General features: G+C 59.9%; 20 protein-coding genes. 15 read left to right on the top strand and 5 right to left on the bottom strand.

The window, feature by feature from the left end:
* Positions 1-96 precede the first annotated feature (96 nt).
* From U862_RS0100105 to choV, 3 genes are all read left to right on the top strand, one after another.
* Positions 97-1,044: a choline ABC transporter substrate-binding protein gene (locus U862_RS0100105; RefSeq protein ID WP_025108533.1), complete on the top strand. Its 948-nt coding sequence runs from the start codon at positions 97-99 to the stop codon at positions 1,042-1,044.
* A gap of 66 nt (positions 1,045-1,110) precedes the next feature.
* A complete protein-coding gene (choW, locus tag U862_RS0100100) occupies positions 1,111-1,956 on the top strand; it encodes a choline ABC transporter permease subunit (RefSeq protein WP_007962645.1) in 846 nt (281 codons plus the stop codon).
* Positions 1,953-3,131 carry a choline ABC transporter ATP-binding protein gene (gene choV, locus U862_RS0100095; protein WP_025108532.1) on the top strand — a complete coding sequence of 393 codons (1,179 nt, stop codon included), beginning with the start codon at positions 1,953-1,955 and terminating at the stop codon, positions 3,129-3,131. Before choW ends, choV begins: the two co-directional genes overlap by 4 nt.
* A 200-nt stretch (positions 3,132-3,331) precedes the next feature.
* Here the strand turns inward: choV and betT are convergent, their stop codons facing one another.
* Positions 3,332-5,329 (bottom strand): choline BCCT transporter BetT, encoded by a 1,998-nt coding sequence (gene betT / locus U862_RS0100090; protein WP_025108531.1) that lies wholly within the window; start codon positions 5,327-5,329, stop codon positions 3,332-3,334.
* A gap of 425 nt (positions 5,330-5,754) precedes the next feature.
* On the opposite strand from betT, the gene betI reads away from it, so the two are divergent.
* The 9 genes from betI to yccS all read left to right on the top strand — a co-directional run bounded on the left by betI (position 5,755) and on the right by yccS (position 19,755).
* Positions 5,755-6,348 (top strand): transcriptional regulator BetI, encoded by a 594-nt coding sequence (gene betI, locus U862_RS0100080; protein ID WP_025108530.1) that lies wholly within the window; start codon positions 5,755-5,757, stop codon positions 6,346-6,348.
* Positions 6,349-6,437: 89 nt separating this feature from the next.
* Positions 6,438-7,910, top strand: coding sequence for a betaine-aldehyde dehydrogenase (gene betB, locus U862_RS0100075; protein ID WP_025108529.1), 1,473 nt, complete (start codon positions 6,438-6,440; stop codon positions 7,908-7,910).
* Between the two features lie 153 nt (positions 7,911-8,063).
* Positions 8,064-9,767 carry a choline dehydrogenase gene (gene betA / locus U862_RS0100070; RefSeq protein ID WP_025108528.1) on the top strand — a complete coding sequence of 568 codons (1,704 nt, stop codon included), beginning with the start codon at positions 8,064-8,066 and terminating at the stop codon, positions 9,765-9,767.
* A gap of 406 nt (positions 9,768-10,173) precedes the next feature.
* Positions 10,174-11,616, top strand: a complete 1,443-nt coding sequence (locus U862_RS0100065) for a TldD/PmbA family protein (protein ID WP_025108527.1) — start codon at positions 10,174-10,176, stop codon at positions 11,614-11,616.
* Entirely contained in the window at positions 11,616-12,953 is a 1,338-nt protein-coding gene (locus U862_RS0100060) for a TldD/PmbA family protein (RefSeq protein WP_025108526.1), read from the top strand. The genes U862_RS0100065 and U862_RS0100060 overlap by 1 nt, the downstream gene beginning before the upstream one ends.
* A 157-nt stretch (positions 12,954-13,110) precedes the next feature.
* Positions 13,111-14,538: a multidrug transporter subunit MdtD gene (gene mdtD, locus U862_RS0100055; protein WP_025108525.1), complete on the top strand. Its 1,428-nt coding sequence runs from the start codon at positions 13,111-13,113 to the stop codon at positions 14,536-14,538.
* An 80-nt stretch (positions 14,539-14,618) separates the two neighbouring features.
* Positions 14,619-16,004 carry an ATP-dependent RNA helicase DbpA gene (gene dbpA, locus U862_RS0100050; RefSeq protein ID WP_025108524.1) on the top strand — a complete coding sequence of 462 codons (1,386 nt, stop codon included), beginning with the start codon at positions 14,619-14,621 and terminating at the stop codon, positions 16,002-16,004.
* Between the two features lie 153 nt (positions 16,005-16,157).
* Positions 16,158-17,336, top strand: a complete 1,179-nt coding sequence (locus U862_RS0100045; protein ID WP_025108523.1) for an NAD(P)/FAD-dependent oxidoreductase — start codon at positions 16,158-16,160, stop codon at positions 17,334-17,336.
* Positions 17,337-17,562: 226 nt separating this feature from the next.
* On the top strand, positions 17,563-19,755 hold the full coding sequence (yccS, locus tag U862_RS0100040; protein ID WP_025108522.1) for a YccS family putative transporter: 2,193 nt from the start codon (positions 17,563-17,565) through the stop codon (positions 19,753-19,755).
* Positions 19,756-19,962: 207 nt separating this feature from the next.
* On the opposite strand, the gene U862_RS0100035 is transcribed toward yccS, so the two are convergent.
* Complete coding sequence (locus tag U862_RS0100035) at positions 19,963-20,700, bottom strand: ABC transporter substrate-binding protein (RefSeq protein WP_025108521.1); 738 nt, start codon at positions 20,698-20,700, stop codon at positions 19,963-19,965.
* Positions 20,701-20,957: 257 nt separating this feature from the next.
* Here U862_RS0100035 and U862_RS0100030 point away from each other — a divergent pair, with 257 nt between their 5' ends.
* On the top strand, positions 20,958-21,410 hold the full coding sequence (locus U862_RS0100030; RefSeq protein WP_025108520.1) for a GNAT family N-acetyltransferase: 453 nt from the start codon (positions 20,958-20,960) through the stop codon (positions 21,408-21,410).
* Positions 21,411-21,507: 97 nt separating this feature from the next.
* Here the strand turns inward: U862_RS0100030 and U862_RS0100025 are convergent, their stop codons facing one another.
* From U862_RS0100025 to U862_RS0100015, 3 genes are read right to left on the bottom strand one after another with little or no spacing between them, the layout of a single operon-like run.
* Complete coding sequence (locus U862_RS0100025) at positions 21,508-21,804, bottom strand: helix-turn-helix domain-containing protein (protein ID WP_025108519.1); 297 nt, start codon at positions 21,802-21,804, stop codon at positions 21,508-21,510.
* Positions 21,805-21,824: 20 nt separating this feature from the next.
* Complete coding sequence (locus tag U862_RS0100020; protein WP_003229006.1) at positions 21,825-22,316, bottom strand: M48 family metallopeptidase; 492 nt, start codon at positions 22,314-22,316, stop codon at positions 21,825-21,827.
* A 43-nt stretch (positions 22,317-22,359) separates the two neighbouring features.
* Entirely contained in the window at positions 22,360-24,483 is a 2,124-nt protein-coding gene (locus tag U862_RS0100015) for a bifunctional diguanylate cyclase/phosphodiesterase (RefSeq protein WP_025108518.1), read from the bottom strand.
* Positions 24,484-24,818: 335 nt separating this feature from the next.
* Between U862_RS0100015 and U862_RS0100010 the strand changes: the two genes are divergently transcribed.
* Both U862_RS0100010 and U862_RS30715 read left to right on the top strand, forming a co-directional pair.
* Positions 24,819-25,487, top strand: a complete 669-nt coding sequence (locus tag U862_RS0100010; RefSeq protein WP_025108517.1) for a polysaccharide lyase family 7 protein — start codon at positions 24,819-24,821, stop codon at positions 25,485-25,487.
* A gap of 617 nt (positions 25,488-26,104) precedes the next feature.
* A complete protein-coding gene (locus tag U862_RS30715) occupies positions 26,105-26,404 on the top strand; it encodes a hypothetical protein (RefSeq protein WP_157836046.1) in 300 nt (99 codons plus the stop codon).
* Positions 26,405-26,966: the final 562 nt, after the last annotated feature.

Here is a 26,966-nt window from a genome sequence, read left to right as displayed (position 1 = left end):
GTGGTAGAGCTGTCTCCAGAACGCCATCCAACCGCAACCTATAAGTGCGGTGGTCCAGTCGGAACACTGCCAAAAAAAACACCAAGGAGTCCATCCATGAAAGGTTCCCCGTCGTTGTTGTTGGCCGCCATGCTGAGTCTGCCGTTACTGGCTCAAGCTGCAGAACCCGCTCAGTGCAGTACCGTGAACTTCTCCGATGTCGGCTGGACCGACATCACTGCTACCACCGCCACCACCTCGGTGGTACTCGACGCCCTCGGCTACAAGACCAAGACCACCATGATTTCCGTGCCCGTGACCTACAAGTCGCTGGCCGACGGCAAGAACATGGACGTGTTCCTCGGTAACTGGATGCCGACCATGGAAAACGACATCAAGGCTTACCGCGATGCCGGCACCGTCGAAGTGGTGCGCACCAACCTCAAGGGTGCCAAGTACACCCTCGCCGTACCGCAAGCCCTGTACGACAAGGGGCTGCATGACTTCGCCGACATCGCCAAATTCAAGAAAGAGCTCGACGGCAAGATCTACGGCATCGAGCCTGGCAACGACGGCAACCGTCTGATCCAGAGCATGATCGACAAGGACGCTTTCGGTCTGAAAACCGCCGGCTTCAAAGTCGTCGAATCGTCCGAGGCGGGGATGCTCTCGCAGGTCGACCGTGCGCAGAAACGCGACACCGCCGTGGTCTTCCTCGGCTGGGCGCCGCACCCGATGAACAAGCGCTTCAAGATTCAATACCTGACCGGCGGCGATGACTTCTTCGGCCCCGATTTCGGTGCTGCGACCGTGGCGACCAACACCCGCAAGGGTTACGTCGCCGAATGCAGCAACGTCGGTCAGTTGCTGAAGAACCTGGAGTTCACCGTCGACATGGAAAGCACCCTGATGGGCAACATTCTGGACGACAAGATGAAGCCTGAAGCGGCGGCCAAGGCCTGGCTGAAAAAGAATCCACAGGTGCTGGATACCTGGCTCGCTGGCGTGACCACCATTGACGGTAAACCTGGCCTGGAGGCCGTGAAAGCCAAGCTCGCACAGTAATTGCCTTACGCCGGGCGAGTTCGCTCGCCCGGGCTGTTTATTCCTTGCATGCGGACGTTCACTACCATGCTGATTGATCAGAAAATCCCTTTAGGCCAGTACATCGCGGGCTTCGTTGAATGGTTGACGCAACACGGCGCCAGCACCTTCGACGCAATCGCCGTGACACTGGAAACGATGATCCACGGCGTGACGTTTGCGCTCACCTGGTTCAACCCTTTCGTCTTGATCGGCCTCATTGCCCTGCTCGCGCATTTCATCCAGCGCAAATGGGGTCTGACTGTTTTTGTGATTGCCTCGTTTCTGCTGATCCTCAACCTGGGGTACTGGCAGGAAACCATGGAAACCCTCGCCCAGGTCATGTTCGCGACGCTGGTCTGCGTGGTCATCGGCGTGCCGTTGGGCATCGTCGCCGCGCACAAGCCGATGTTCTACACTTTAATGCGTCCGGTACTCGATCTGATGCAGACCGTACCGACCTTCGTTTACCTCATTCCTACCCTGACCCTCTTCGGGCTGGGTGTGGTGCCGGGCCTGATCTCCACGGTGGTGTTCGCCATCGCTGCGCCGATCCGCCTGACCTACCTGGGCATCCGCGATGTCCCGCAAGAACTGATGGACGCCGGCAAGGCCTTCGGCTGCTCGCGTCGCCAATTGCTCTCACGGATCGAACTGCCTCACGCCATGCCGAGCATCGCTGCCGGCATCACCCAGTGCATCATGCTGTCGCTGTCGATGGTGGTGATCGCGGCACTGGTGGGCGCCGACGGACTCGGCAAACCGGTGGTCAACGCACTGAACACTGCTGATATCGCCCTGGGCTTCGAAGCGGGCCTGGCGATCGTACTGCTGGCGATCATGCTCGACCGTATCTGCAAACAACCCGACGCCAAAGTAGGGGGTGACGCATGAGCATAATTCGCTTCGAAGACGTCGACGTAATCTTCTCCAAGGATCCACGCGAGGCACTCAAGCTGCTGGATCAGGGCATGACCCGCAACGAGATCCTGAAAAAGACCGGGCAGATCGTCGGCGTGGAAAAGGCCAGCCTGGATATCAACAAAGGCGAGATCTGCGTGCTGATGGGCCTGTCCGGCTCCGGCAAGTCGAGCCTGCTGCGCTGCATCAACGGCCTCAACACCGTGAGTCGCGGCAAGCTGTTCGTCGAGCATGAAGGCAAGCAGATCGACATCGCCTCCTGCACCCCGGCCGAACTGAAGATGATGCGCACCAAACGCATCGCCATGGTGTTTCAGAAGTTCGCCCTGATGCCGTGGCTGACGGTGCGCGAAAACATCAGTTTCGGTCTGGAAATGCAGGGCCGCCCTGAGAAAGAACGCCGCAAGCTGGTCGACGACAAGCTCGAACTGGTCGGCCTGACCCAATGGCGCAACAAGAAGCCCGATGAACTCTCCGGCGGCATGCAGCAGCGTGTGGGCCTGGCCCGGGCGCTGGCGATGGACGCCGACATTCTGTTGATGGACGAACCGTTCTCGGCCCTCGACCCGCTGATCCGCCAGGGCCTGCAGGACGAACTGCTGGAGCTGCAACGCAAGCTGAGCAAGACCATCGTGTTCGTCAGTCACGACCTCGACGAGGCGCTCAAATTGGGTAGCCGCATCGCGATCATGAAGGACGGCCGGATCATCCAGTACAGCGTGCCGGAAGAGATCGTGCTGAACCCGGCGGACGACTATGTGCGCACCTTCGTCGCCCACACCAATCCGCTCAACGTACTTTGCGGCCGCAGCCTGATGCGCACGCTGGACAACTGCAAACGCATCAACGGTTCGGTGTGTCTGGATCCGGGTGGCGACTCGTGGCTGGACTTGGCTGAAGGCAACACCATCAAGGGTGCACGGCAGAACGGTTCGGTGCTGAACCTGCAGAACTGGGCACCGGGGCAAGCGGTGGAAGGGCTGGAGCGTAAACCGACTCTGGTGGACTCGAACATCGGCATGCGTGACGCGTTGCAGATTCGCTACCAGACCGGCAACAAACTGGTGCTGCACGACAACAATCATGTGGTGGGGATCTTGGGCGACAGCGAGCTGTATCACGCGTTGCTGGGCAAGAACCTGGGGTAAGAACCCCAGATACAAAAACGCCGCGAGAGGATCGCGGCGTTTTTGTTTATCGGGATATCGGGGCCATCAACTTTGTAGCTGATGGCCCCTTCGCGAGCAAGCCCGCTCCCACAGTTGAAATGCATTCCAAGGTGGGAGCGGGCTTGCTCGCGAAGAAGGCGGCGCGGTGCTTCAGACAGAAACACCGCACCACCTACAACTCAGCTGTAAACCCGGCCAAGGAGCTGCCGATGGCTTTCAAACTGATCGAGCACATCGCGAGTGATCTGATCCTGCGTGAAGCCCATCAGGTCGTAATCCTGGCTGCCGTTGTGCAGGTACACCTCGGCGCGGTAGTAACGCTGACGCGCTTCATCGGACTGGGCCGATTCGGTCGGGGTCGCCAGGTAGCCGTCCAGGCTGACTTCGTAGACGAAAGGGTTGCCCTCTTCCATCTCGACGCGCACGCCCATGCAGCGTTTGGATTTACCCAGCAACGTTTGCACTTCCAGACCCTGCGCACGCATCTGCGCCGTCGCATCTTCCAGCGCCGGGCTGACTTGCTTGTCCATGAAACGCTGCACCACCGATTGGCTCGGTTGCAGATCCAGCTGAGTCAGGCGCTCACTGAAGCCACGACGACCGCGTTCAGCCAGTTGCGCCTGCTCCTGTTCGATCTGCACGTCCTGGCGCATCGCCTTGTGCAGGCCGAACATGAAGAACACCAACACCACCGAGAACGGCAGACCGGCCAGCACCACCATGGTTTGCATGGCTTCGAAGTTACCGGCAAACAGCAGACCGATGGTCACCAGCGTGATCACCACCGACCAGAAGATCCGCAGCCAGTGCGGCGCATCTTCGTCAACGTTGCCGCCCTTGCAGGACAGATTCGCCATCATCACCGCGCCGGAGTCGGCCGGGGTCAGGAACAGCACGAAGCCAACAAAGATCGACACACCGATGACGACTTTCGACGCCGGGTAGTGTTCAAGCAATTGATAGATCGCCATCGACGGCTGTTCCAGCGCCGTCTTGCCAAGCTCCACCGCCCCCTGGTTCATCACCAGATCCAGTGCCGAGTTACCGAAGATCGACAGCCAGGCCAACGTGAAGCCCAGCGGAATCAGCAGCACGCCAGCCACCAGTTCACGCACGGTACGACCACGGGAAATACGCGCGATGAACATGCCTACGAATGGTGCCCAGGAAATCCACCACGCCCAGTAGAACAGAGTCCACAGGCCCAACCAGCGATCCGACTTGGCGCTGTCGCCTTCATAGACGTACAGATCGAATGTCTTCAGTACCACGCCGTTGAGGTAGTCGCCGATGTTCTGCACGAAGCCGTTGAGCAGGTGCAGGGTCGGACCGAACAGCAGCACGAAAATCAACAGACCGCTGAAGAGCACGATGTTCAGGTTGGACAGACGACGGATGCCGTTTTCCACACCGGACACCGCAGCGATGGTCGCCACGGTGCTCATCACGATGATCACGATCAGCAGGTTGGTGTTGCTGTGTTCCATGCCGAACAGGTTTTCCAGGCCCGAGGACACTTGCAGCGAGCCGATCCCCAGGTTGGTCACCAGACCCAGCAGGGTCACGAACATGCCGAAGCCGTCCACTGCGTGACCGGCAGCGCCTTTGACCCAACGCTCGCCAACCAGCGGATACAGCGCCGAACGCAGTGCCAGCGGTTGGTTGTGACGATAGGCAAAGTACGCCACAGCCAAACCGACCAGCGCGTAGATCGCCCAGCCGTGCAGGCCCCAGTGCAGGAATGTCAGCTGCACCGCCTGACGCGCGGCCATGTTGGTGGCCGATGCGCCTTCCGGCGGATTGAAGTAGTGGTCCAGCGGCTCGGAGGCACCGAAGTACAGCAGCGAAATACCGATACCCGACGAGAACAGCATCCCCGCCCAGGCACCGTAACTGAAATCCGGGGTGTCATCCTTGCTGCCCAGTTTGAGTTTGCCGTACGAGGAAAACGCCAGGCCGACGACAAATACCAGGTAGGCGGCGATCACCACCATGTAGTACCAGCCGAAGCTGCGCGACAACCAGGCCTGAGCGATACCCAACAGTCTGCCGGCCTCTTGCGGGGCGATAATCAGAATGGCGGTCAACAACAGAATCAGCGCGGTAGAGGTGTAAAACACCCAACCGTTGACCGTCACCTTCTCGGGCGGGGTCTTTATAAGCGAGGCAGAACTCATGGCACAAATGCTCCAGGCAGTGCGAGAGAAGAACACAAGGCAACACGGAACCCGACCAATCGGTTAGTTGGCAGCCGACCGGCGGGTGATATAAAGACACCCCGAAAAAAGCCCGAACCTGCCGAAATGGCGCTACGAATCGCATTCGTGGCCGAGGTCCGGACGTTCATCCGAAACCTGGCCCTGAGCGTCTTGCCCATTCAACACGTCCATCGAACCGCGAACCGCGCCATGCCCCATGCAGGTTTCAAGCATTTTCGGATGTCGGTTTATCGCCATTTACATGTAGGAAAAATCTGTAAGCAGCGACGATTTGTCGCAGATCTTATTCTTTGTTGATTGAACGTTCAATCAAAACAAAATAGACTGGCCCTCAATCCGACAGCCGTTTTTCGTCTGCCGGAAGGCCTAAGGAGATGTGCAAGATGCCCAAGGTCGGTATGCAACCCATCCGCCGCCAACAATTGATCGAAGCCACGCTGCAAGCGGTCGATCAGGTCGGTATGGGGGACGCCAGCATTGCGCTGATCGCCCGTTTGGCCGGTGTCTCGAATGGCATCATCAGTCATTACTTTCAGGACAAGAACGGCCTGATTGCCGCCACGATGCGGTATCTGATGAACGTCCTCAGCGAGAACGTCACCGCACGCCGTCAGGCGCTGGCAGACAGCAGCCCACGGGCGCATCTGCAGGTGATCATCGAAGGCAACTTCGACGCCAGCCAGGTCAATGGCCCGGCAATGAAAACCTGGCTGGCCTTCTGGGCCACCAGCATGCACCAGCCGTCTTTGCACAGGTTGCAGCGGATCAACGATCACCGTCTGTATTCCAACCTGTGCTGCGAGTTCCGCCGTGTGTTGCCGCTCGAAGATGCGCGCAGCGCAGCGCGTGGACTGGCAGCGTTGATTGATGGCTTGTGGTTGCGCGGCGCGCTGTCGGGAGACGCTTTCGACACCGCGCAGGCGCAACAGATCGCTTACGAATACATGGATTTCCAATTGGCCAAGCAGGTGAGCTAGAGCACACAGAAAACGCTCGGCCCCTGAACCGCCACCGCAGCACCACCGCGGTGGTCAACGCCAACCACTAATGCACTTGCGAGGACACTATGGCCCGTTTCGAACTGCAAAAACTTTACATCGATGGCGCGTACTCCGACGCTGGCAGCGATGCCACCTTCGAAGCCATCAACCCGGCGAACGGTGAAGTCCTCGCCCAAGTGCAACGTGCGACCAAGGAAGACGTCGAGCGTGCTGTGGTCAGCGCTGAAAAAGGCCAGAAAATCTGGGCTGCGATGACCGCCATGGAGCGTTCGCGCATCCTGCGTCGCGCCGTCGATATCCTGCGCGAGCGCAACGATGAACTGGCGGCTCTGGAAACCCTGGACACCGGTAAAGCCTTCTCCGAAACCAAATACGTCGACATCGTTACCGGCGCCGACGTGCTGGAATACTACGCAGGCCTGGTGCCAGCGATCGAAGGTGAGCAGATCCCGCTGCGTGATACCGCTTTCGTCTACACCCGTCGCGAGCCGCTGGGCGTGGTTGCCGGTATCGGCGCGTGGAACTACCCGATCCAGATCGCGCTGTGGAAATCCGCGCCAGCCCTGGCCGCCGGTAACGCGATGATCTTCAAGCCAAGCGAAGTCACCTCGCTGACCACCCTGAAACTGGCCGAGATCTACACCGAAGCCGGCGTGCCAAACGGCGTGTTCAACGTGCTGACCGGCAGCGGCCGTGAAGTCGGCACCTGGCTGACCGAGCACCCGCGCATCGAAAAAATCTCCTTCACCGGCGGCACCGACACCGGCAAGAAGGTCATGGCCAGCGCTTCGGCCTCGTCGCTCAAAGACGTGACCATGGAACTGGGCGGCAAGTCCCCACTGATCATCTGCGACGACGCCGATCTGGATCGCGCCGCCGACACCGCGATGATGGCCAACTTCTACAGCTCCGGTCAGGTCTGCACCAACGGTACTCGCGTGTTCGTACCGAGCCACCTGAAAGCCGCTTTCGAAGCCAAGATCGTCGAGCGCGTAGCGCGCATCCGCATCGGCAACCCGGAAGACGAAAACACCAACTTCGGCCCGCTGGTCAGCTTCCCGCACATGGAAAGCGTGCTGGGTTACATCGCCAAGGGTAAAGAAGAAGGTGCTCGCGTGCTGTGCGGCGGCGAGCGTCTGACCGACGGCGAATTCGCCAAAGGCGCATTTGTGGCTCCGACCGTGTTCACCGACTGCACCGACGACATGACTATCGTCCGTGAAGAAATCTTTGGCCCGGTCATGGCGATCCTCTCCTACGAGACCGAAGAAGAAGTGATCCGCCGTGCCAACGACACCGACTTCGGCCTGGCCGCCGGTATCGTCACCAAAGACCTGAACCGCGCGCACCGCGTGATTCATCAACTGGAAGCCGGTATCTGCTGGATCAACGCCTGGGGCGAGTCCGACGCAAAAATGCCGGTGGGCGGTTACAAACAGTCGGGCGTGGGCCGTGAGAACGGCATCAGCTCGCTGAACAACTTCACCCGCATCAAATCGGTACAGGTCGAGCTGGGCGATTACGTCTCGGTGTTCTAAGACCCGGGGTTTGTATTGCTCGCGAGGCCGCCTTCGCGAGCAAGCCCGCTCCCACATTGAAATAATGTCTCCTGTGGGAGCGAGCCTGCTCGCAAATCGAGTGCAAAGCACTCGGCAGGCCTGACCTGACCACATCTAAAGAGGGTGCATTCAATGTCCCAAGAATTCGATTACATCATCATCGGTGCCGGCTCGGCCGGTAACACCCTGGCGACCCGTCTGACTGAAGACGAAGGCGTCACCGTTCTGCTGCTCGAAGCAGGCGGCCCGGACTACCGCTTCGACTTCCGCACACAAATGCCGGCCGCATTGGCGTTCCCGCTGCAGGGTCGTCGCTACAACTGGGCGTACGAAACCGATCCGGAGCCGCACATGGACGGTCGCCGGATGGAATGCGGTCGCGGCAAAGGCCTCGGCGGTTCCTCGCTGATCAACGGCATGTGCTACATCCGCGGCAACGCAATGGACTACGACGGCTGGGCAAAACTGCCAGGTCTGGAAGACTGGTCGTACCTCGACTGCCTGCCGTACTTCCGCAAAGCGGAAACCCGCGACATCGGCCCGAACGACTACCACGGTGGCGACGGTCCGGTCAGCGTGACCACGCCGAAGGCTGGCAACAACCCGCTGTTCCACGCCATGGTTGAAGCCGGCGTGCAGGCCGGTTACCCGCGCACAGAAGACTTGAACGGCTACCAGCAGGAAGGTTTCGGCCCGATGGACCGCACCGTGACACCGAAAGGTCGTCGTGCATCCACCGCCCGTGGCTACCTCGACACCGCCAAGAAGCGTTCGACCCTGACCATCGTCACTCACGCCCTGACCGACAAGATTTTGTTCGAAGGCAAGCGTGCCGTCGGCGTACGTTACCTGGTCGGCTCGGCAGAGGAGCGCGTTGAAGTCAAAGCGCGCAAAGAAGTGCTGCTGTGCTCCGGCGCCATCGCTTCGCCGCAAATTCTGCAACGCTCCGGCGTTGGCCCGGCGAAACTGCTGGAAAGCCTCGACATCCCGGTGGTTCACGACCTGCCAGGCGTTGGTGAAAACCTGCAGGACCACCTTGAGCTGTACCTGCAATACGCGTGCACCCAGCCCGTTTCGCTGTACCCGTCGCTGCTCTGGTACAACCAGCCGGCCATCGGTGCCGAGTGGCTGTTCAACGGCACCGGCATCGGCGCCAGCAACCAGTTCGAAGCCGGCGGTTTCATCCGTACGCGTGAAGAGTTCGAATGGCCGAACATCCAGTACCACTTCCTGCCGGTCGCGATTAACTACAACGGCAGCAACGGTGTGAAAGAGCACGGTTTCCAGGCGCACATGGGTTCCATGCGTTCGCCAAGCCGTGGTCGCATCCAGGCCAAGTCGAAAGACCCGCGCCAGCACCCGAGCATCCTGTTCAACTACATGGCCACCGAGCAGGACTGGCAGGAATTCCGTGACGGCATCCGCCTGACTCGCGAAATCATGCAACAGCCGGCACTGGACGCCTTCCGTGGCCGCGAAATCAGCCCGGGCATCGAAGTGCAAACCGATGAACAGCTGGACAAGTTCATCCGCGAGCACGCCGAAACCGCGTTCCACCCTTCCTGCTCGTGCAAGATGGGCACCGACGACATGGCGGTAGTGGATGGCGAAGGTCGCGTACACGGCATGCAAAGCCTGCGTGTGGTCGATGCCTCGATCATGCCGATCATCACCACCGGCAACCTCAACGCGCCAACGATCATGATCGCCGAAAAAATCGCCGACAAGATCCGTGGCCGCAAGCCACTGCCGCGTAGCAACGCTGCCTACTACGTCGCTGGCAATGCGCCGGTGAAGGGCAAGCCAATGCGTGATATCACGCCTGTTGCTCAGTAATTCAGCAACACCGCGTCAAGGCTGATCGCGAGCAGGCTCACTCCTACAGTTAATCTCCAGTGTTCACAGAAGTTGTGTTCACTGGAGATCCTTGTAGGAGTGAGCCTGCTCGCGATGAGGCCCTTGAGTAATACCGAGGCGCGGCCTTCGCGAGCAGGCTCGCTCCCACATTGTTTTTTGGGTGCTCACAAATTTTGTGTTCACTGGAGATCCATTGTGGGAGCGAGCCTGCTCGCGAAGGGACCTCACATTCAGCACAAATCCCTCTGCTTCAAGTAAATCCTCCTACACCCCCTCTTCACTTGATCCTACCCCCACGCAGGCCTACTCTAGTCCTCGCGCAATCGTTTCACCCCTCCCCGCCGAATCGCCTCACCCCGCAACTCCATAACAAGGAGGTTCCCGAATGTTCGATTTCCACCCCCAGCTCAAGCAGCGCTTCGCTGCCTTGCGCACGGGCGCCGAGTTTTTTTCCCTGCGGTATGTACGCGAGTCCGGCCAGTACCTGTCGGTGCGCAAGAACGTCGCCGAGCCGCCGAGCCTGAGCCGTGACGAAGGCGCGATGCTCACCGTGCGGGTCAACGGTGTCGAGGCTTACGCCGCCACCAACGACCTGTCGCAGCAAGGCCTGCAAACCGCCCTTGAACGCGCCGAACAGCAGGCCCGGCGACTCAAGCCACACGCCTTGCTCGACCTGCGTGATCAGCCGGTGTCGAGCGACCGCGCTGATTACTTTTCGCCCAATTTTGCGCAACCCTTCCCGTCCCTGAGCGAATGCTTCGAGCTGCTCGGCGCGGAGTCCGCCTCGGTGCCAAAGGATGAGCGCCTGGTAAATTGGGAAGCGAGCATCGGCATCACTCACGTCGAGCAGATCTACCTGAGCAGCGCCGGCGCCGAATTGCGCCAGGCCCAGCGCTTCGTCTACCCGGGTCTCGACGTCACTGCCTACGACGGCAACGACAGCCAGACCCGCAGCCTCGGCCGCGAGAACTTCGGCCAGCAGGGTGGCGCGGACGTGATCAGCCGTTGCGGCCTGGTCGGCGCCGGCCCGCAGGTGGCCGATCAGGCTCTGCAACTGCTGCTCGCACCGAACACCCCGCAAGGTCCGCGCGACCTGTTGCTGATGCCTGACCAGATGATGCTGCAGATCCACGAGTCCATCGGGCACCCGCTGGAACTCGACCGCATCCTCGGTGACGAGCGTAATTACGCCGGCACCAGCTTCGTCAAAACCAGCGACTTCGGCAGCCTGCAATACGGCTCGAAGCTGCTCAACGTGACCTTCGATCCGGACATTCCCGAAGAGCTGGCGAGTTACGGCCACGATGACGACGGTACAAAAGCCAGCAAGCAGTTCCTGATTCGCGAAGGCTTGCTGCTGCGGCCATTGGGCGGCGCGCTGTCGCAGTTCCGCGCCGGTCTCGACGGTGTTGCCAACAGTCGCGCCTGTGGCTGGAACCGGCCGCCGATCGACCGCATGGCCAACCTCAACATCGAGCCGGGCGATCAGTCGCTGACGCAACTGATCAGCGGCATCGAGCACGGCATTCTGATGAGCACCAACCGCTCGTGGTCGATTGACGATGCACGCAACAAATTCCAGTTCGGTTGCGAGTGGGGTCAGTTGATCGAGAACGGTGAACTTAAAGGTGTGGTGAAAAATCCGAACTACCGGGGCATTTCCGCGCACTTCTGGAAGAGTCTGCGCGCGGTCGGCGATGCCGGCACCCGTATGGTGCTGGGCACGCCAAACTGCGGCAAGGGCGAGCCGAACCAGGTGATCCGCGTCGGCCACGCTTCGCCGGCCTGCGTATTCAGCAACGTTGATGTGTTTGGGGGAGACGCCTGATGAGCATTTCGAAGAGTCAGTCCGACGCCTTCAAGGTCATGGTCAATTGGCTGCGCGACAGTGTGCGCGAGCCGGAACAATTCACCCTCAGCTATGCCGCCGAATCCTCGGCATTCGTGCGGTTCAACCACGCCAAGGTGCGTCAGGCCGGTCAGGTGCAACAGGCCGATGTCGGGCTGAAGCTGATCAATGACGGCCGCCACGCCGACCTGCACATCACCCTCTCCGGTGATCAGGAAGCCGACCTGCAACGCCTCGCCGAAGGCCTGCAACAACTGCGCGAAACCTTGCCGCTGTTGCCGCAGGATCCGTACCTGCTGCTCAACCACAACGGCTGGCAGAGCAACAACGTGCAGGAACATCCGCTGCCGGACACCGAACAGGTGGTTGAAGAAATCTGCGCTGCGGCTGAAGGTCTGGACTTGGTCGGTTTCTATGCCGCAGGCCCCATCAGCCGTGGTTTCGCCAGCTCCTCAGGGGCGTTTGGCTGGCATCAGGCCAACAGCTTCAACTTCGACTTCAGCCTGTTCCACGAGAACGGCGAAGCGGTAAAAGCCAGCTATGCCGGCCACGAATGGAGCAGCGAAGGCTTCGCCCGACGCTTCCATCAGGCGCGCGAGCAACTGGCGTTTCTCGGTCGTCCACTGCGCACGCTGGCACCGGGGCAATACCGGGCGTATCTGGCCCCGGCCGCGCTGGAAGAAATCATGGGCATGCTGAGCTGGGGCGGGTTCTCCGCGCAGTCGATCGCCAGCAAGAGCAGCCCGCTGCAGAAACTGTATGTCGGCGATCAGGCGTTCAGTCCGCTGGTTTCGCTGGATGAGCAAGTCAGCGGCTCGCTGAGCCCGGCGTTTTCCGGCGAAGGGTATCCGCGCAGCGATCTGCGCCTGGTCATCGAAGGCAAGGCCGGCGATCAACTGGTCGGCTCACGCAGTGCCGCCGAATACGGCCTGACCGCCAACGGCGCCAGCGGTGGCGAATCGCCGAGCGCGCTGAGCATGGCGGCCGGGAGTCTGTCGCAGGCCGATATTCTCAAGCAGCTGGGCACCGGGCTGTACATCAGCAACCTGTGGTACCTGAACTTCTCCGATCAGCCGGCAGCACGCCTGACCGGCATGACCCGGTTTGCCACGTTCTGGGTCGAGAACGGCGAGATTCAGGCGCCGGTCAGCACCATGCGTTTCGACGACAGCGCCTACAGCCTGCTGGGTTCGCAGCTGGAAGCACTGACCGCCGAACGCGAGTTGCTGTTGTCGGCGAGCACGTACAGCCAGCGCAATACCTCGTCGGCCTTGCTGCCGGGGGCGCTGGTGAGCCGTTTGACCTTGACCCTGTAAGACCAGGATCTCCAGAACCTGGAGGTCTACTGTGGGAGCGGGCTTGCTCGCGAAGGCGTCGTGTCAGTCACCAACAACATCGACTGATTCACCGCATTCGCGAGCAAGCCCGCTCCCACCAAAAGCCTGTGCATTAACCCCAGACACAAGAGGTTCCATGCCCACTCGCCCGCCTCTCGACGCCATCACCGCCCGCTGGTTGCCGTGGGTCGTCGCCATCGCTTTCTTCATGCAGTCCCTCGACGGGACCATCCTCAACACCGCCCTGCCGGCCATGGCCCGGGATCTGGCCGAAAACCCGTTGCGCATGCAAGGCGTAGTCATCGCCTACATGCTCACCGTGGCGCTGCTGATTCCGGCCTCGGGCTGGATCGCCGACCGCTTCGGCACCAAGAAGATCTTCTTCGGCGCGATCCTGCTGTTCAGTTTCGGCTCGCTACTCTGCGCCTTGTCCAGCAGCCTGACCATGCTGGTCGGCGCGCGGGTGATTCAGGGCCTGGGCGGTGCGCTGATGCTGCCGGTCGGACGCTTGGTGGTGCTGCGCGCCTACCCGCGCTCGGAACTGGTGCGGATTATGGGTTTCATCACCATTCCCGGCCTGCTCGGTCCGTTGATCGGCCCGACCATGGGCGGCTGGATGGTGCAATACCTGACGTGGCACTGGATTTTCCTGATCAACCTGCCGGTTGGCGTGCTCGGCTGCTACGCAGTGTGGAAATTCATCCCCGACCTGCGCGGCACTGAACGCACGCGTTTCGACAGCCTCGGTTTCCTGTTGTTTGGCGCGGCGATGATCCTGATCACCATCGCCATGGAAGGCCTTGGCGAACTGCACCTGCCGCACCTGCGGGTGATGTTGCTGCTGTTCGGCGGCCTGGCCTGTCTGGCGGCGTACTGGCTGCGCGCCGGGCACGTCGAAAATCCGCTGTTCGCCCCGTCGCTGTTCAAGACCCGGACCTTTGCCGTCGGCATTCTCGGCAACCTGTTCGCCCGTCTGGGCAGCGGCGCTCTGCCGTTCCTGGTGCCGTTGTTGCTGCAAGTGGCGCTGGGTTATTCGCCGTCGCAAGCGGGGATGAGCATGCTGCCGCTGGCCGCTGCGGCGATGTTTGCCAAGTGGATGGCGCGTCCGCTCATCGAACGCCTCGGTTATCGCATCGTGCTCACCGGCAACACCCTCGCGCTGGGGATCATGCTGGCGAGCATGGGCCTGGTCAGCGAGCAGACCCCGTACTGGCTGTTGCTGTGCCTGCTGGCGATTCTGGGCGCGATCAACTCGCTGCAATTCACCGCGATGAACACCGTGACCCTGATCGACCTCGATGACGCCAGCGCCAGCAGCGGCAACAGCCTGCTGTCGGTGGTGGCGCAATTGTCGTTAAGTCTGGGGGTGGCCTGCGCCGGTGCCTTGCTCGGCGGTTTCACGGCAGAGATCGGCAATGATGGCGTGGAAACCGTGCTGGGCGCGTTCCAGCTGACCTTCGTCACCGTCGGGATCATGGCGATGCTGGCCGCGACGATCTTCTCGCAACTGTCGAAAGAGGACGGCCGTCGAGCCAAGCGCCCGGAAGAACACATCGAACATTAATCACTGTTCGTCCAGAACTTTCGAGGAAAGTGGCACGGGGCTGCTACACTGCGCGACATTTTGTTTTGCAGGCCAGTCCCGTGACCACCATCGCCACCGCTTTTAATACTCTGCCGCTGTCCGCCGCCATGCTGGCTAACCTCGAATCCCTCGGTTATGCCCAGATGACGCCGATCCAGGCGCAGAGCTTGCCGGTGATCCTCAAGGGGATGGACCTGATCGCCCAGGCCAAGACCGGCAGCGGCAAGACCGCCGCGTTCGGCATCGGCCTGCTGAACCCGATCAACCCACGCTACTTCGGTTGCCAGGCGCTGGTGATCTGTCCGACCCGTGAGCTGGCCGACCAGGTCGCCAAGGAAGTCCGTCGTCTGGCCCGCGCCGAAGACAACATCAAGGTCCTGACCCTGTGCGGCGGCGTGTCGTTCGGCCCGCAGATCGCTTCGCTGGAGCACGGCGCGCACATCATCGTCGGCACTCCCGGGCGCATCCAGCAACACCTGCGCAAGGGTTCGCTGGTGCTCGACGGCTTGAACACGCTGATCCTCGACGAAGCCGACCGCATGCTCGACATGGGTTTCTACGATGCCATCGAAGACATCATCGAGCAGACCCCGGCGCGCCGTCAGACCTTGCTGTTCTCTGCCACTTACCCGGTGGGCATCAAGCAACTGGCTTCGAAATTCATGCGTGACCCGCAAACGGTGAAAGCCGAAGCGTTCCACGACGACACGCAGATCGAACAGCGCTTCTACGAGATCTCCCCGGAAGAGCGCATGAGCGCCGTGACCAAGGTCCTGCACCACTTCCGTCCGGCCTCCACCGTGGCGTTCTGCTTCACCAAGCAGCAAGTGCAGGAAACCGTCGATCACCTGACCTCCAAAGGCATTTCCGCCGTCGGCCTGCACGGCGATCTGGAACAGCGTGACCGCGATCAGGTGCTGGCGATGTTCGCCAACCGCAGTACTTCGGTACTGGTCGCCACCGACGTCGCCGCCCGTGGCCTGGACATCGATGCGCTGGACATGGTGATCAACGTCGAACTGGCTCGCGATTCGGAAATTCACATTCACCGCGTTGGCCGTACCGGTCGCGCTGGCGAGAAAGGCATCGCGGTCAGCCTCGTTGCACCGTCCGAAGCCCATCGCGCGCAAGCCATCGAACAACTGCAAAAAGCCCCGCTGAACTGGGATCAGGTGGACAACCTCAAGTCCCAGGGCGGCGCCCCGCTGCAACCACCGATGAGCACGCTGTGCATCGCCGGCGGGCGTAAAGACAAGGTGCGTCCGGGCGATATCCTCGGCGCACTGACTGGCGACGCCGGCATCCCGGGCGCCCAGGTGGGCAAGATCGCGATCTTCGACTTCCAGTCCTATGTGGCGGTTGAACGCACCGTGGTCATGCAGGCGCTGCAGCGTTTGAACAACGGCAAGATCAAGGGTCGTTCGTTGCGCGTGCGTGTTTTGTAACTGATCCTCCATTCAAAGGAGATCCCCTGTGGGAGCGGGCTTGCTCGCGAAAGCGGTGTTTCAGGCGACTTTTGTGTCAACTGACACACCGTCTTCGCGAGCAAGCCCGCTCCCACAGTTTGTTTTGTAGCGATCCACCAAGAGGACACCGTTTTGCGCTCTACCGAAGTCGTGATCATTGGCGCTGGCGCCGCAGGGTTGATGTGTGCACTGACCGCCGCCGGGCGTGGGCGTGAAGTGTTGCTGCTTGATCATGCGAACAAGGCCGGCAAGAAAATCCTGATGTCCGGCGGTGGCCGCTGCAATTTCACCAACATGTACACCGAGCCGGGCAATTTTCTCTCGCATAACCCGCATTTCTGCAAATCCGCACTGGCGCGCTACACCCAGTGGGATTTCATCGGCATGGTCGCCAAGCATGGCGTGCCGTACCACGAGAAGAAACTCGGCCAGCTGTTCTGCGATAACAAATCCAGCGACATCCTCGGCATGCTGCTCGAGGAGTGCGATCAGGTCGGCGTCGAACTGCACCTGGACACCTCGATCCAGACCATCGAGAAGGTCGAAAACGGTTACCTGCTCGACACCACCCTCGGCCAGCTCCAGTGCCAGTCGCTGGTGATCGCCACCGGCGGGCTGTCGATCCCGACGCTGGGCGCCACCGGTTTCGGTTATCAGGTGGCCAAGCAGTTCGGCCATGAACTGCTGCCAACCCGCGCCGGCCTGGTGCCGTTCACCATCACCGATCAACTCAAGGAACTGTGCACCGAGCTGTCCGGGACGTCGGTTGATTGCCTGGTCAGCTGCAACGAGCAGAGCTTCCGCGAAAACATCCTGTTCACTCACCGTGGCCTCAGCGGCCCGGCGATTTTGCAGATATCGTCGTTCTGGGAACCGGGCGACACCGTGGAGATCAACCTGCTGCCAGACCACGACACGGCGACATGGCTGCAACAGCAAGTGGCCGAACGCCCGAACAGCGAGCTGAAAACCCTGCTCGGCGAAATCTTTACCAAGAAGATGGCCAACCTGCTGGCGGACAGCTGGTTCGTTTCCAAACCGATGAAGCAGTACACCCACGCCGAACTGGCGCAGATCGCCGACAAGCTGGGCAGCTGGAAAGTCGTCCCGGCCGGCACCGAAGGCTATCGCACCGCCGAGGTCACCCTGGGTGGCGTCGATACCCGCGAAGTGTCGTCCAAGACCATGGAGTCGCTGAAAAGTCCGGGGCTGTATTTCGTTGGCGAAGTGCTCGACGTCACTGGTCACCTCGGCGGTTTCAACTTCCAGTGGGCCTGGGCCTCGGGTTACGCCGCCGCGCAGTACGTCTGATACCACGCAAATCAAAACGGTGGGAGCCGGCTTGCTCGCGAATGCGCTGGATCAGTCGACATCAATGTTGAATGAGGCCCCGCTTTCGGGAGCCAGCCCCCTCACACAGTGGTTATGCGTGATGCAGTAAGGAACACTTTTTGCTGTCAGATGTGATCGGCGCCATTGCGTCGGCGTCATTACTGGCTCAATTTAGCGGCATCGCCTCGGAAGGCCTTCGCACTTCATGTCCTCGACCTCGTTTCGTCAGTCTTTGCGGCGCCTGTGGGCGCTGGATAAATTCAGCTACAGCGTGCGGGTGTTCATCGCCCTGACCGGCAGCATGGCACTGTGTTGGTATCAGGATGAAATGGGCCTGTTGATCCCGTTGTTCCTGGGAATTATCGCCAGCGCCCTGGCCGAGACCGACGACAGTTGGCAGGGCCGTCTCAACGCACTGGCGGTAACACTGGTGTGTTTCAGTATCGCCGCGCTGTCGGTGGAACTGCTCTTCCCCTACCCCATCGTGTTTGCCATCGCCCTGGCATTGGCCAGCTTCGGCCTGACCATGCTCGGTGCGCTCGGCGAGCGCTATGGCGCGATCGCGTCGGCGACGTTGATTCTGTCGGTGTACACCATGATCGGTGTTGATCAGCGCGGTGGCGCCGTCACCGATTTCTGGCACGAACCGATGCTGCTGGTGGCCGGCGCCGCGTGGTACGGCTTGCTCTCGGTGTTGTGGCAGGCGATGTTTTCCAACCAGCCGGTGCAGCAGAGTCTGGCCCGGTTGTTCCGCGAGCTGGGCTTCTATTTGAAACTCAAGGCATCGCTGTTCGAGCCGATCCGCCAACTGGATGTCGAAGCGCGGCGGCTGGAGCTGGCGCAGCAGAACGGTCGGGTAGTAGCGGCGCTGAACAGCGCCAAGGAAATCATTCTGCACCGGGTCGGCAACGGGCGCCCGGGCTCGAAAGTCAGCCGCTATCTGAAGCTGTACTTCCTCGCTCAGGACATCCACGAACGCGCCAGCTCGTCACACTATCCGTACAACGCGCTGGCTGATGCGTTCTTCCACAGCGACGTGCTCTTTCGCTGCCAGCGCTTGCTGCGCCAGCAGGGCAAGGCCTGCCGGGCACTGGCCGAATCGATCCAGATGCGCCAGCCGTTCATCTACGACGCCAGTTTTGCCGAAGCGCTGACTGACCTCGACGCCTCCCTCGAACACCTGCGCATCCAGAGCAACCCGGCGTGGCGCGGCCTGCTGCGCTCGCTGCGCGCACTGGCGGCCAACCTCGGCACCCTCGACCGCTTGCTCAGCGACGCGAGCAACCCGGATGCCCTGGCGGACGCCACCGACAGCAGCCTGCTCGACCGCTCGCCGCGCAACCTCAAGGACGTGTGGATTCGCCTGCGCACCCAACTGACACCGACCTCCCTGCTGTTCCGCCATGCCCTGCGCCTGCCGTTGGCGTTGAGTATCGGCTACGGCATGGTGCACTTGATTCACCCCTCGCAAGGTTACTGGATCATCCTCACCACGCTGTTCGTCTGCCAGCCGAACTACGGCGCGACCCGGCGCAAGCTCGGCCAGCGGATTCTCGGCACCGCCATCGGCCTGACCGTGGCGTGGGCGCTGTTCGATCTGTTCCCCAGCCCGCTGGTGCAGTCGTGCTTCGCCATCGCCGCCGGGGTGGTGTTCTTTACCAACCGTACTACGCGTTACACCGTGGCGACGGCAGCCATCACGATCATGGTGCTGTTCTGCTTCAACCAGATCGGCGATGGCTATGGGCTGTTCCTGCCGCGCCTGTTCGATACCTTGCTCGGCAGCCTGATCGCCGGCCTTACGGTGATCTTGTTCCTGCCCGACTGGCAGGGTCGGCGCCTGAACAAGGTGCTGGCCAACACCCTGACCTGCAACAGCATCTACCTGCGCCAGATCATGCAGCAATACGCCGCCGGCAAGAGTGACGACCTCGCCTATCGCCTGGCCCGGCGCAACGCGCACAACGCCGACGCGGCGCTGTCGACGACGCTGGCGAACATGCTGATGGAGCCGGGGCATTTCCGTAAGGAAGCGGATGTCGGTTTCCGCTTCCTGGTGCTCTCACACACTCTGCTCAGTTACTTGTCCGGGCTGGGCGCGCACCGCGAGACCCAGCTGCCGGCGGAAGTCCGTGAACAGCTGATCGACGGCGCCGGGGTGAAACTGGCCGCCAGCATCGACGAAATCGCCCAAGGCCTGGCGAACAAGCAGCCGATAGCGATTCAGAGCGATGAAGAGGAAACACTGGCCAATGAGCTGGAGCAGATGGCCGACGAGATCGATGAGGGACAGCGTCTGGTGCAGACACAACTGGCGCTGATCTGCCGGCAGCTGGGGCCGTTGCGTACGTTGGCGGCACACTTGATCAAGGACACCAGCGAGGTTGGCGCTGGCTGAAAGGGCGCCTTCGCGAGCAAGCCCGCTCCCACAGGGGAACGCACTCCAAGGTGGGAGCGGGCTTGCTCGCGAAAGGGCCACCAGCCACACAACAATTTTCAGATCCCCCCCAACATCCCATGCCCCCCACAGGGGAACGCACTCCAAGGTGGGAGCGGGTTGCTCGCGAAAGGGCCACCAGCCACACAGCAATTTGCGGATCAGCCCCTACATCCCATGCTGCCGCATCAACCGGTCATAACTGCCATCCGCCTTCATCGCCGCAATCGCCTTATCAAACCCCGCCACGATCTGCTCATGCTCAGGATTCTTCAGACTCACCAGAATGTGCAGGCTGTTCTCGCTCAGCGGCTTGGGCAGGAACTCCACGGCGTTGCGCACCTTGGGTGATTCGCGCGCCAGGTAATACCGCGCGACGTATTCATCTTCCAGTGTCAACTTGACCCGATCCGCCGCCAGCATGCGCACTGCCATGGCGAAGTTGTGCACCGGGACTTTCTGCAGTGCGGTGTCGGCGTCGAACGCCTGTGAATAGGCATAGCCGCGCACCACCGCGATCGGATAGGTGTGCAGTTGCTCCAGACTGCTGTAGTCCAGTGGTGTGTCCTTGCGCTTGAGAAAGCGGATGCGATTGAGCAGGTATTCACTAGAGAACTGGCCGAGTTTGGTGCGTTCGTCGTTGTACCAGGCATTGACCAGCACGTCGTAACGCCCCTCGCCAACCCCCAGCAGCGCCCGCGCCCATGGCACCTGCTCATAGTCGCTGGCGTAGCCGGCCCGGGCCAATGCGGTGCTGACGATGTCAGTGGCCAGACCGCCGTTGACCAGCGTGTCGTCGGTAAAAGGCGGCCAGATATCAAACACCAGTCGCAACTTGTCCGCTGCGGCGGTTTGGGCCAGCAAGAGCAATCCGATCAAAGCAAAGGCTCGATGCAGTCGCGGCATGCTTGAAAATCCTTAGCGGGCAGGCTGCCCAGCGTGTTTTCCAGTCAAAACCCCAAGGCCCCTTACCGGCGAAACCCAGGCCCTAACAGTAGCTCATTGAAGCCCGTGCACAGCGCTTACCAGCAGATTACACAAAGCAGCCGCCATCGCGAGAAAGGAATGATGGCATTTTGACCTTTGTCACAGACTCTTACGCCATACAGACATCTGAAGCCTGTGCGCTTAGTATCGGGCGACGGAGTTCAAGGAGCCGCAAGATGACAATAGAGTGGATCTGCAAGCATCACAGCGATCTGGGCAAAGAGCAGTTGTACGCACTGCTGAAGCTGCGCTCGGAGGTGTTCGTGGTCGAACAGAAATGCGCCTACCCGGACCTCGACGGTCAGGATCTGGACGGCGACACCCATCACTTGATGGGCTGGGAAGATGAGCAGTTGATCGCCTATCTGCGCCTGCTTGACCCAGAGTCCCAGGGCGGTGACGTGGTGATCGGCCGCGTGATCATCGCACCCCAAGGCCGGGGCAAAGGCCTGGGGCACACGATGATGGAACACGCGCTGAAACAGGCCGAGAAGCATTGGCCGCAGGTACCGATCTATCTGTCGGCGCAGGCGCATTTGCAGGGGTATTACGGCCGGTACGGCTTTGTCGTGGCGGGTGAGGAATACCTCGAGGATGACATTCCGCACATAGGGATGCGTCGTTCCTGAAGGCTCCTTCGCGAGCAGGCTCGCTCCCACATCTGGAATGCAATGCCCTGTGGGAGCGGGCTTGCTCGCGAAGGCGTCAACTCAGACAACGCAGGACTCAGGGATATTCCAGCACAGCCTTGATCTGCCGCAAATTGCGCTCGATCCAACCACGATCAATCGCCCCCCACTCGCGAATCCGATAGCGCCCGGCATGGTTGCGTGCGCCCTCTTCCTGCTCGAATTCACAGACGATATCCAGATCCACCAACGCGGCGATGGTGTCCTGCGCCGTGCGCCGGGGCATGCCGGTGACCTCGGTCAGCGCCGGCACGCTGGCGGCCAGGCCGCTGTCGATCAGGTAGGCCACGTACAGGCGACGGTAGAAACTGCTTTTGGTCTTGCTGACGTCCATCCACCCGCTCCTTGATGCGGCTATTGCAGATCCCGCCACGTCAGGTACACCCGCAAGTCAAACTCGACCTGGTGATACCCCGGCAGCATGTGTTCACACAATTTATAAAAAGCCTTGTTGTGGTCCGACTCTTTGAAGTGCGCCAGCTCATGCACGACGATCATCTTCAGAAACTCGGGCGCCGCTTCCTTGAACAGCGAAGCAATGCGAATCTCCTTCTTGGCCTTGAGCTTGCCGCCCTGTACCCGCGACACCGTGGTGTGCAGGCCCAGAGCGCGATGAGTCAGGTCGAGGCGGTTGTCGAACAGCACTTTGTCGATGGCCGGGGCGTTGCGCAGGTATTCCTGCTTCAGGTCCAGCGCGTAGCTGTACAACGCCTTGTCGCTCTGCACATCGTGGCGCCCGGGATAGCGTTGGCTCAGGTAGTCACCCAGACGCTGTTCGGCGATCAGTTGGCGCACCTGATCCTGCAATTGCGCAGGATAGGCCTGGAGGTATTTCAACGCAGTCATGGACACGGCAACACGGTTCGAAAAGAGCGCCAGTGTAGCGAATTCAACCGGGCAGCGCGCTCCAGTCAAACGGCTCGGCAAAGCTTGCGACGGCATCGGCCATCATCGGCCGCGCTACCAGGAAGCCTTGCACGTATTCGCAACCATGGGCCTGCAGCCATTGGTACTGCTCAATGGTTTCCACACCTTCGGCGATCACCAGCAAACCATATTGTTTGCACAAACTGATCACTGTGCTCACCAGCGAGGCGTCCCGGGCCGAATCCGGCAGTCGGGCGATCAGGTGCCGATCAAGCTTGAGCGTATCGAGCTCAAGATCACGCAGATGTGCCAGCGAACATGGCCCCGAACCGAAATCATCCAGCGCCACCCGCACCCCCAGATTGCGCAGCAGACGCAACTGCTTACGGGTTTCATCCGGGTTGTGCATCAGCGCCTCTTCGGTAATTTCGACTTCCAGTTGCCGCGGCTGCAAGGCATGCCGCTCCAGCACCTGACGCAATTCAGTGGCAAGATTCGGCAGGCCGAACTGGGTGTTGCTCAGGCTCACGCCGAGTACCAGATCTTCGGCAAACAGGGTTTCCCAGGCTTTGCGCTGACCGGCACCGCGATGATAGATCCAGCTGCCGAGTCGGCTGATCAGCCGCGCCTCTTCCAGCAACGGCAAAAACAGCCCCGGCGGTACATCGCCGACACTCGGATGCTGCCAGCGCAACAGGGCCTCGAAGCCACGAATCTGCCCACTGTCGATCGCTACCTGTGGCTGATACACCAGATTGAAATCACGGTTTTCAATCGCTGCGCGCACGCTTTCTTCGAGCATCAGGCGCGAGCGTGCCCGACCGTTCATGTCGTGATCATAAAAACGATACTGCTGCCGCCCGGCACGCTTGGCTTCGTACATGGCGATGTCGGACGCACGCAGCAATCCGTCGAGGTTCGAACCGCAGTCCGGGTAGGTGGCGATGCCGATACTCGCGCCCAATGCAATGTCCAGCCCTTCGATCTGCTGACAGATCGACACCCGCTCGATGAGCTTCTCGGCAATCTTGGCCGCTTGCTCGGGAAACTCCAGATCGAGCAACGCGGTGAACTCGTCACCGCCCATGCGCGCCAGAATGTCGAACGGCCGCAAGCAGGCCTTCAACTGCTCGGAGACCCAGCGCAGCACCCGATCACCGGCATCGTGGCCGAGGGAATCGTTGACCCGCTTGAAACCATCGAGGTCGAGATACAGCAGCACCCAACTACTGTCGCTGCGTTCACCGCGCAGCAGCAGATTCTCTACCGTCTGATAGAAACCACGCCGATTGAGCAGGCCGGTCAGCGGATCGGTCACCGCCTGAAACTCCAGTTGCTGATGCAGGTGGCGCACCACCGACATATCCAGCACCGTCACCACCATCGCGTGTTGCTCGGTCGGCAGCGGCGCGCATGACAACGCCACCGGCACCTGTTGCCCTGGTGCAGTACGCAGCAGCGCGTCGTGCAGACGCAGGGTTTCGCCGCGCCGATAACCGGCAAACAACTCGGAATCGGCCCAGAGGGGAATGTGCGGTTTCTGCAGGAAATCGAGAAACTCCTTGCCCTCAAGCTCCTTCACCGGGGCATTGAGCAAGCGCGAAATCGCCGGATTGGCGAATCGGATCAAACCGTCCTCGCCGAGCACCAGAATCCCCTCCGCCGCGTTATCCAGCACCGAGGCGTTGAAGGCGCGAGCGACTTCCAGGTCATGGGTCAGGCGTTGCAAGGCGCGGCGGTTGCGCTGATGTTCGAGCAGCGCCTGCACCTTGGGCTTGAGAATCTGCGGGTCGAACGGCTTGAACAGATAATCCACCGCGCCGCTGGCATAGCCCTTGATCACTGCATCCTGGGACTGCTCGTTGGCGGTGAGGAAAATGATTGGAGTGAGCCGCGTACGCTGGCTGCCGCGCATCAGTCGCGCGACTTCGAAGCCGTCCATGCCCGGCATCTGCACGTCCAGCAGCACCAGGTCGACATCGTGTTCGAGCAAAAGATTGAGCGCCTCGAAACCGGAGGCGGCGGTCATGACGAGCCAATCCTGACGCTGCAACAACGCGCGCATACTGATCAGGTTTTCAGGGTAATCATCAACGATCAAAAGGACAGAGCTGCCTTCACCTGGCTGGGGTTGCGCGCATTCCATGCTGCTTCTCTTGTCGGGACATCTCTTTTCGGGATATCGGCCGGTTTCTCGTGAAAACCGTACAGTTACTGAGTCATCACTCTAGTACCGGATCTGTAAAAGCAGAAGCTGTCACGCCGCCATCATTTGGCCAAAGCCGCGATTTACCGACTAACGGTAACCCCTGTAGCCCGCGAAAACCGGGACAGATGGCATTTCGACAGGATGTTGACGCCAATCATCTGCCAAACGGGCGTTAACAAAAAAGTCCTCTACGCTTATAAAGGCCGCCCGAAAAGGCGCGGGCTAGAGCTTCTGGCACTCGCGTTCAGGATGAATTGAGTGGAAGAACCGACATGATCGATCTCGCAACCTGGAACCTCAGCGTTCCCGTCGGCAGTCCGCCGTACACCGTCGAAACCTCCAAACTGGTGGATGGCTTCAAGGATCAGTACTTCCATTCCGACACCGGCACCTTGTTTTTCTGGTCGCCGGTTACCGGATCAAAAACCGAAAACGCCATCTACCCGCGCACCGAACTGCGCGAAACCTACAGCAACGGTACGTTGCGTAACTGGTACTACCCGGATGCCGACAACCTGCTGCGTGCGACCCTCGCAGTGAACAAGGTGCCCAGCTCCGGCAAGATCGTCATCGGCCAGATCCACGCCTATGAAAGCCAGCGCCCGTTGGTCAAGCTTGAATACCAGTACAAGGAAAAAACCCGGAACGGCAACCTGGTGATCAAAGTCCGCATGCACCCCGACGACAAGGAAAGCCGCGTCATCACCCTCGCCACCGGAATCAGACTGGACAACGAATTCAACTACCTCATCCACTTAAGCCCCGGCGGCGCGCTGGGCGTGAGCGCGGCGGGTTATCAGTGGGATTCACAAATCAGCGCCACCTGGCGCAACAAGCCGCTGTATTTCAAGGCAGGCGTGTATGTGCAGGACAACACCGGGTACACCAGCGAAGGTGGGCAGGTGACGTTCAGCAAGCTGGATATTGATCACGACAAGTGACATAGGCAGAACCCTGTGGGAGCTGGCCTGCCAGCGAAGGCGTCCTCACCGCCACCCGATGACATGCAGCTGTATACGATCTGATTGTAGGAGTGAGCCTGCTCGCGATTGCGCTCTGACATCCAGCACCATGGACGCCTGACACTCCGCCATCGCGAGCAGGCTCACTCCTACAGGGGTTCAGAAGTGTTCTGAAAATGATCGTTGCGCCGAATAAAAAACCCGTCTCTCGGCGTTTTTTTCATCAACGCAGCTTTACGCTCAGGCTTGTTGACCTTGTTGTTCAATTAGCCCTTCAGGTGAAACCCAGGAGATACCGGATTGAAGATATTGAATCGGGGCAAGAGATAGACCTGCGAAGTGAAACTTAATAAAAAAAGCGATAGATCAATACCCCCGTCTTTGTTCCATTTTCGACTCGATCAGCCGCCATTTTTTAACTGCCCCTTATTCCTTTTATGATCTTTCAATATCGCAACACGGCATCAACACCTGTCAACTTTTACAGGTGACGAGCCAACATCTCTAGCCCAATATCAATCACGAAAACCCAAACAACGGGACATTTCCAATAAGAAAATCCGTCCCCTTTCACGATTATCAGAAGGAATAACGAGATGCCTGGCTCATACACTTGGAAAAGTGAATCGATTTGGCACCCTAAAAATTGCCAATGCAATAAAGATCCTAACTATGTTTTTTGCGGCTGCTACGGCAACGGCGGTTACTTCGCAGGACCTTTAAACCCCACGGAGTATACTAAAGAACTTGCGATCGCCACGGCAAACAGGGAAGCACAGGAAGCCGTCGAAAAGGAAGCCCTTGAGAATTCTAGATCATCACAAGACTACTTAAACAAAACAGGTTATCTCGAAACATCATCAACGCCATATAAATCCAACGATGATAAAAATTAGATCTATCAAGTGAGCCCTCTTATATCGACAACCCCAAACATGCAGCCAAGGCCCAGGAGGTGGCGGCACGGATACAGAAAGGTGGCACTCCTATTTTTAAACCGAGATGCTATAAAACACCCAATCTAAAACCTTCCATTACAAGCCTTGCAAAACATGGTTTGTAATGGTGAGTCTTACTCAATAAAAAATAGCGCAGATTTACCTTTCAAAAACGAATAAAGCCGCGGCAACACCTCGCCACCGGCATCAGGCTTGAACGCGAACCCAACTAACTAATAAACTTTATTCTCGGCTACTCACTGGGAAAAAATTCGGCATATACCAACGTGATTCAAAAAATAAAGGTGACGGATCTATTCAACTCCAAATGATATAAATGCACACCTGTCGGTCCGACGCCGGCCGCACGCGAGATCGTCACATTGAATTGATGGGCCAGGCTAGTTCGTCACAGGATCTGAAGTTGACAAGAAATGCGCTTCAGCCTGGTCAACTGACGGGCAGTATGCAGTTTACCGATGAAATTGAGGTCATTGCGAGACTACGGATACTGCATCGG

The sequence above is a fragment of the Pseudomonas sp. H1h genome, assembly GCF_000633255.1.
Taxonomy (GTDB): Bacteria; Pseudomonadota; Gammaproteobacteria; order Pseudomonadales; family Pseudomonadaceae; genus Aquipseudomonas.
Note: the sequence above shows the minus strand (reverse complement) of the source record. Positions and strands in the feature narration are given on the sequence as shown.

What these genes read in the sequence shown, in the direction of transcription:
- U862_RS0100105 (WP_025108533.1), top strand. Translation starts at nt 97, where the DNA reads ATGAAAGGTTCCCCGTCGTTGTTGTTGGCCGCCATGCTGAGTCTGCCG.
- choW (WP_007962645.1), top strand. Translation starts at nt 1,111, where the DNA reads ATGCTGATTGATCAGAAAATCCCTTTAGGCCAGTACATCGCGGGCTTC.
- choV (WP_025108532.1), top strand. Translation starts at nt 1,953, where the DNA reads ATGAGCATAATTCGCTTCGAAGACGTCGACGTAATCTTCTCCAAGGAT.
- betT (WP_025108531.1), bottom strand. Translation starts at nt 5,329, where the DNA reads ATGAGTTCTGCCTCGCTTATAAAGACCCCGCCCGAGAAGGTGACGGTC.
- betI (WP_025108530.1), top strand. Translation starts at nt 5,755, where the DNA reads ATGCCCAAGGTCGGTATGCAACCCATCCGCCGCCAACAATTGATCGAA.
- betB (WP_025108529.1), top strand. Translation starts at nt 6,438, where the DNA reads ATGGCCCGTTTCGAACTGCAAAAACTTTACATCGATGGCGCGTACTCC.
- betA (WP_025108528.1), top strand. Translation starts at nt 8,064, where the DNA reads ATGTCCCAAGAATTCGATTACATCATCATCGGTGCCGGCTCGGCCGGT.
- U862_RS0100065 (WP_025108527.1), top strand. Translation starts at nt 10,174, where the DNA reads ATGTTCGATTTCCACCCCCAGCTCAAGCAGCGCTTCGCTGCCTTGCGC.
- U862_RS0100060 (WP_025108526.1), top strand. Translation starts at nt 11,616, where the DNA reads ATGAGCATTTCGAAGAGTCAGTCCGACGCCTTCAAGGTCATGGTCAAT.
- mdtD (WP_025108525.1), top strand. Translation starts at nt 13,111, where the DNA reads ATGCCCACTCGCCCGCCTCTCGACGCCATCACCGCCCGCTGGTTGCCG.
- yccS (WP_025108522.1), top strand. Translation starts at nt 17,563, where the DNA reads ATGTCCTCGACCTCGTTTCGTCAGTCTTTGCGGCGCCTGTGGGCGCTG.
- U862_RS0100035 (WP_025108521.1), bottom strand. Translation starts at nt 20,700, where the DNA reads ATGCCGCGACTGCATCGAGCCTTTGCTTTGATCGGATTGCTCTTGCTG.
- U862_RS0100030 (WP_025108520.1), top strand. Translation starts at nt 20,958, where the DNA reads ATGACAATAGAGTGGATCTGCAAGCATCACAGCGATCTGGGCAAAGAG.
- U862_RS0100025 (WP_025108519.1), bottom strand. Translation starts at nt 21,804, where the DNA reads ATGGACGTCAGCAAGACCAAAAGCAGTTTCTACCGTCGCCTGTACGTG.
- U862_RS0100020 (WP_003229006.1), bottom strand. Translation starts at nt 22,316, where the DNA reads ATGACTGCGTTGAAATACCTCCAGGCCTATCCTGCGCAATTGCAGGAT.
- U862_RS0100015 (WP_025108518.1), bottom strand. Translation starts at nt 24,483, where the DNA reads ATGGAATGCGCGCAACCCCAGCCAGGTGAAGGCAGCTCTGTCCTTTTG.
- U862_RS0100010 (WP_025108517.1), top strand. Translation starts at nt 24,819, where the DNA reads ATGATCGATCTCGCAACCTGGAACCTCAGCGTTCCCGTCGGCAGTCCG.
- U862_RS30715 (WP_157836046.1), top strand. Translation starts at nt 26,105, where the DNA reads ATGCCTGGCTCATACACTTGGAAAAGTGAATCGATTTGGCACCCTAAA.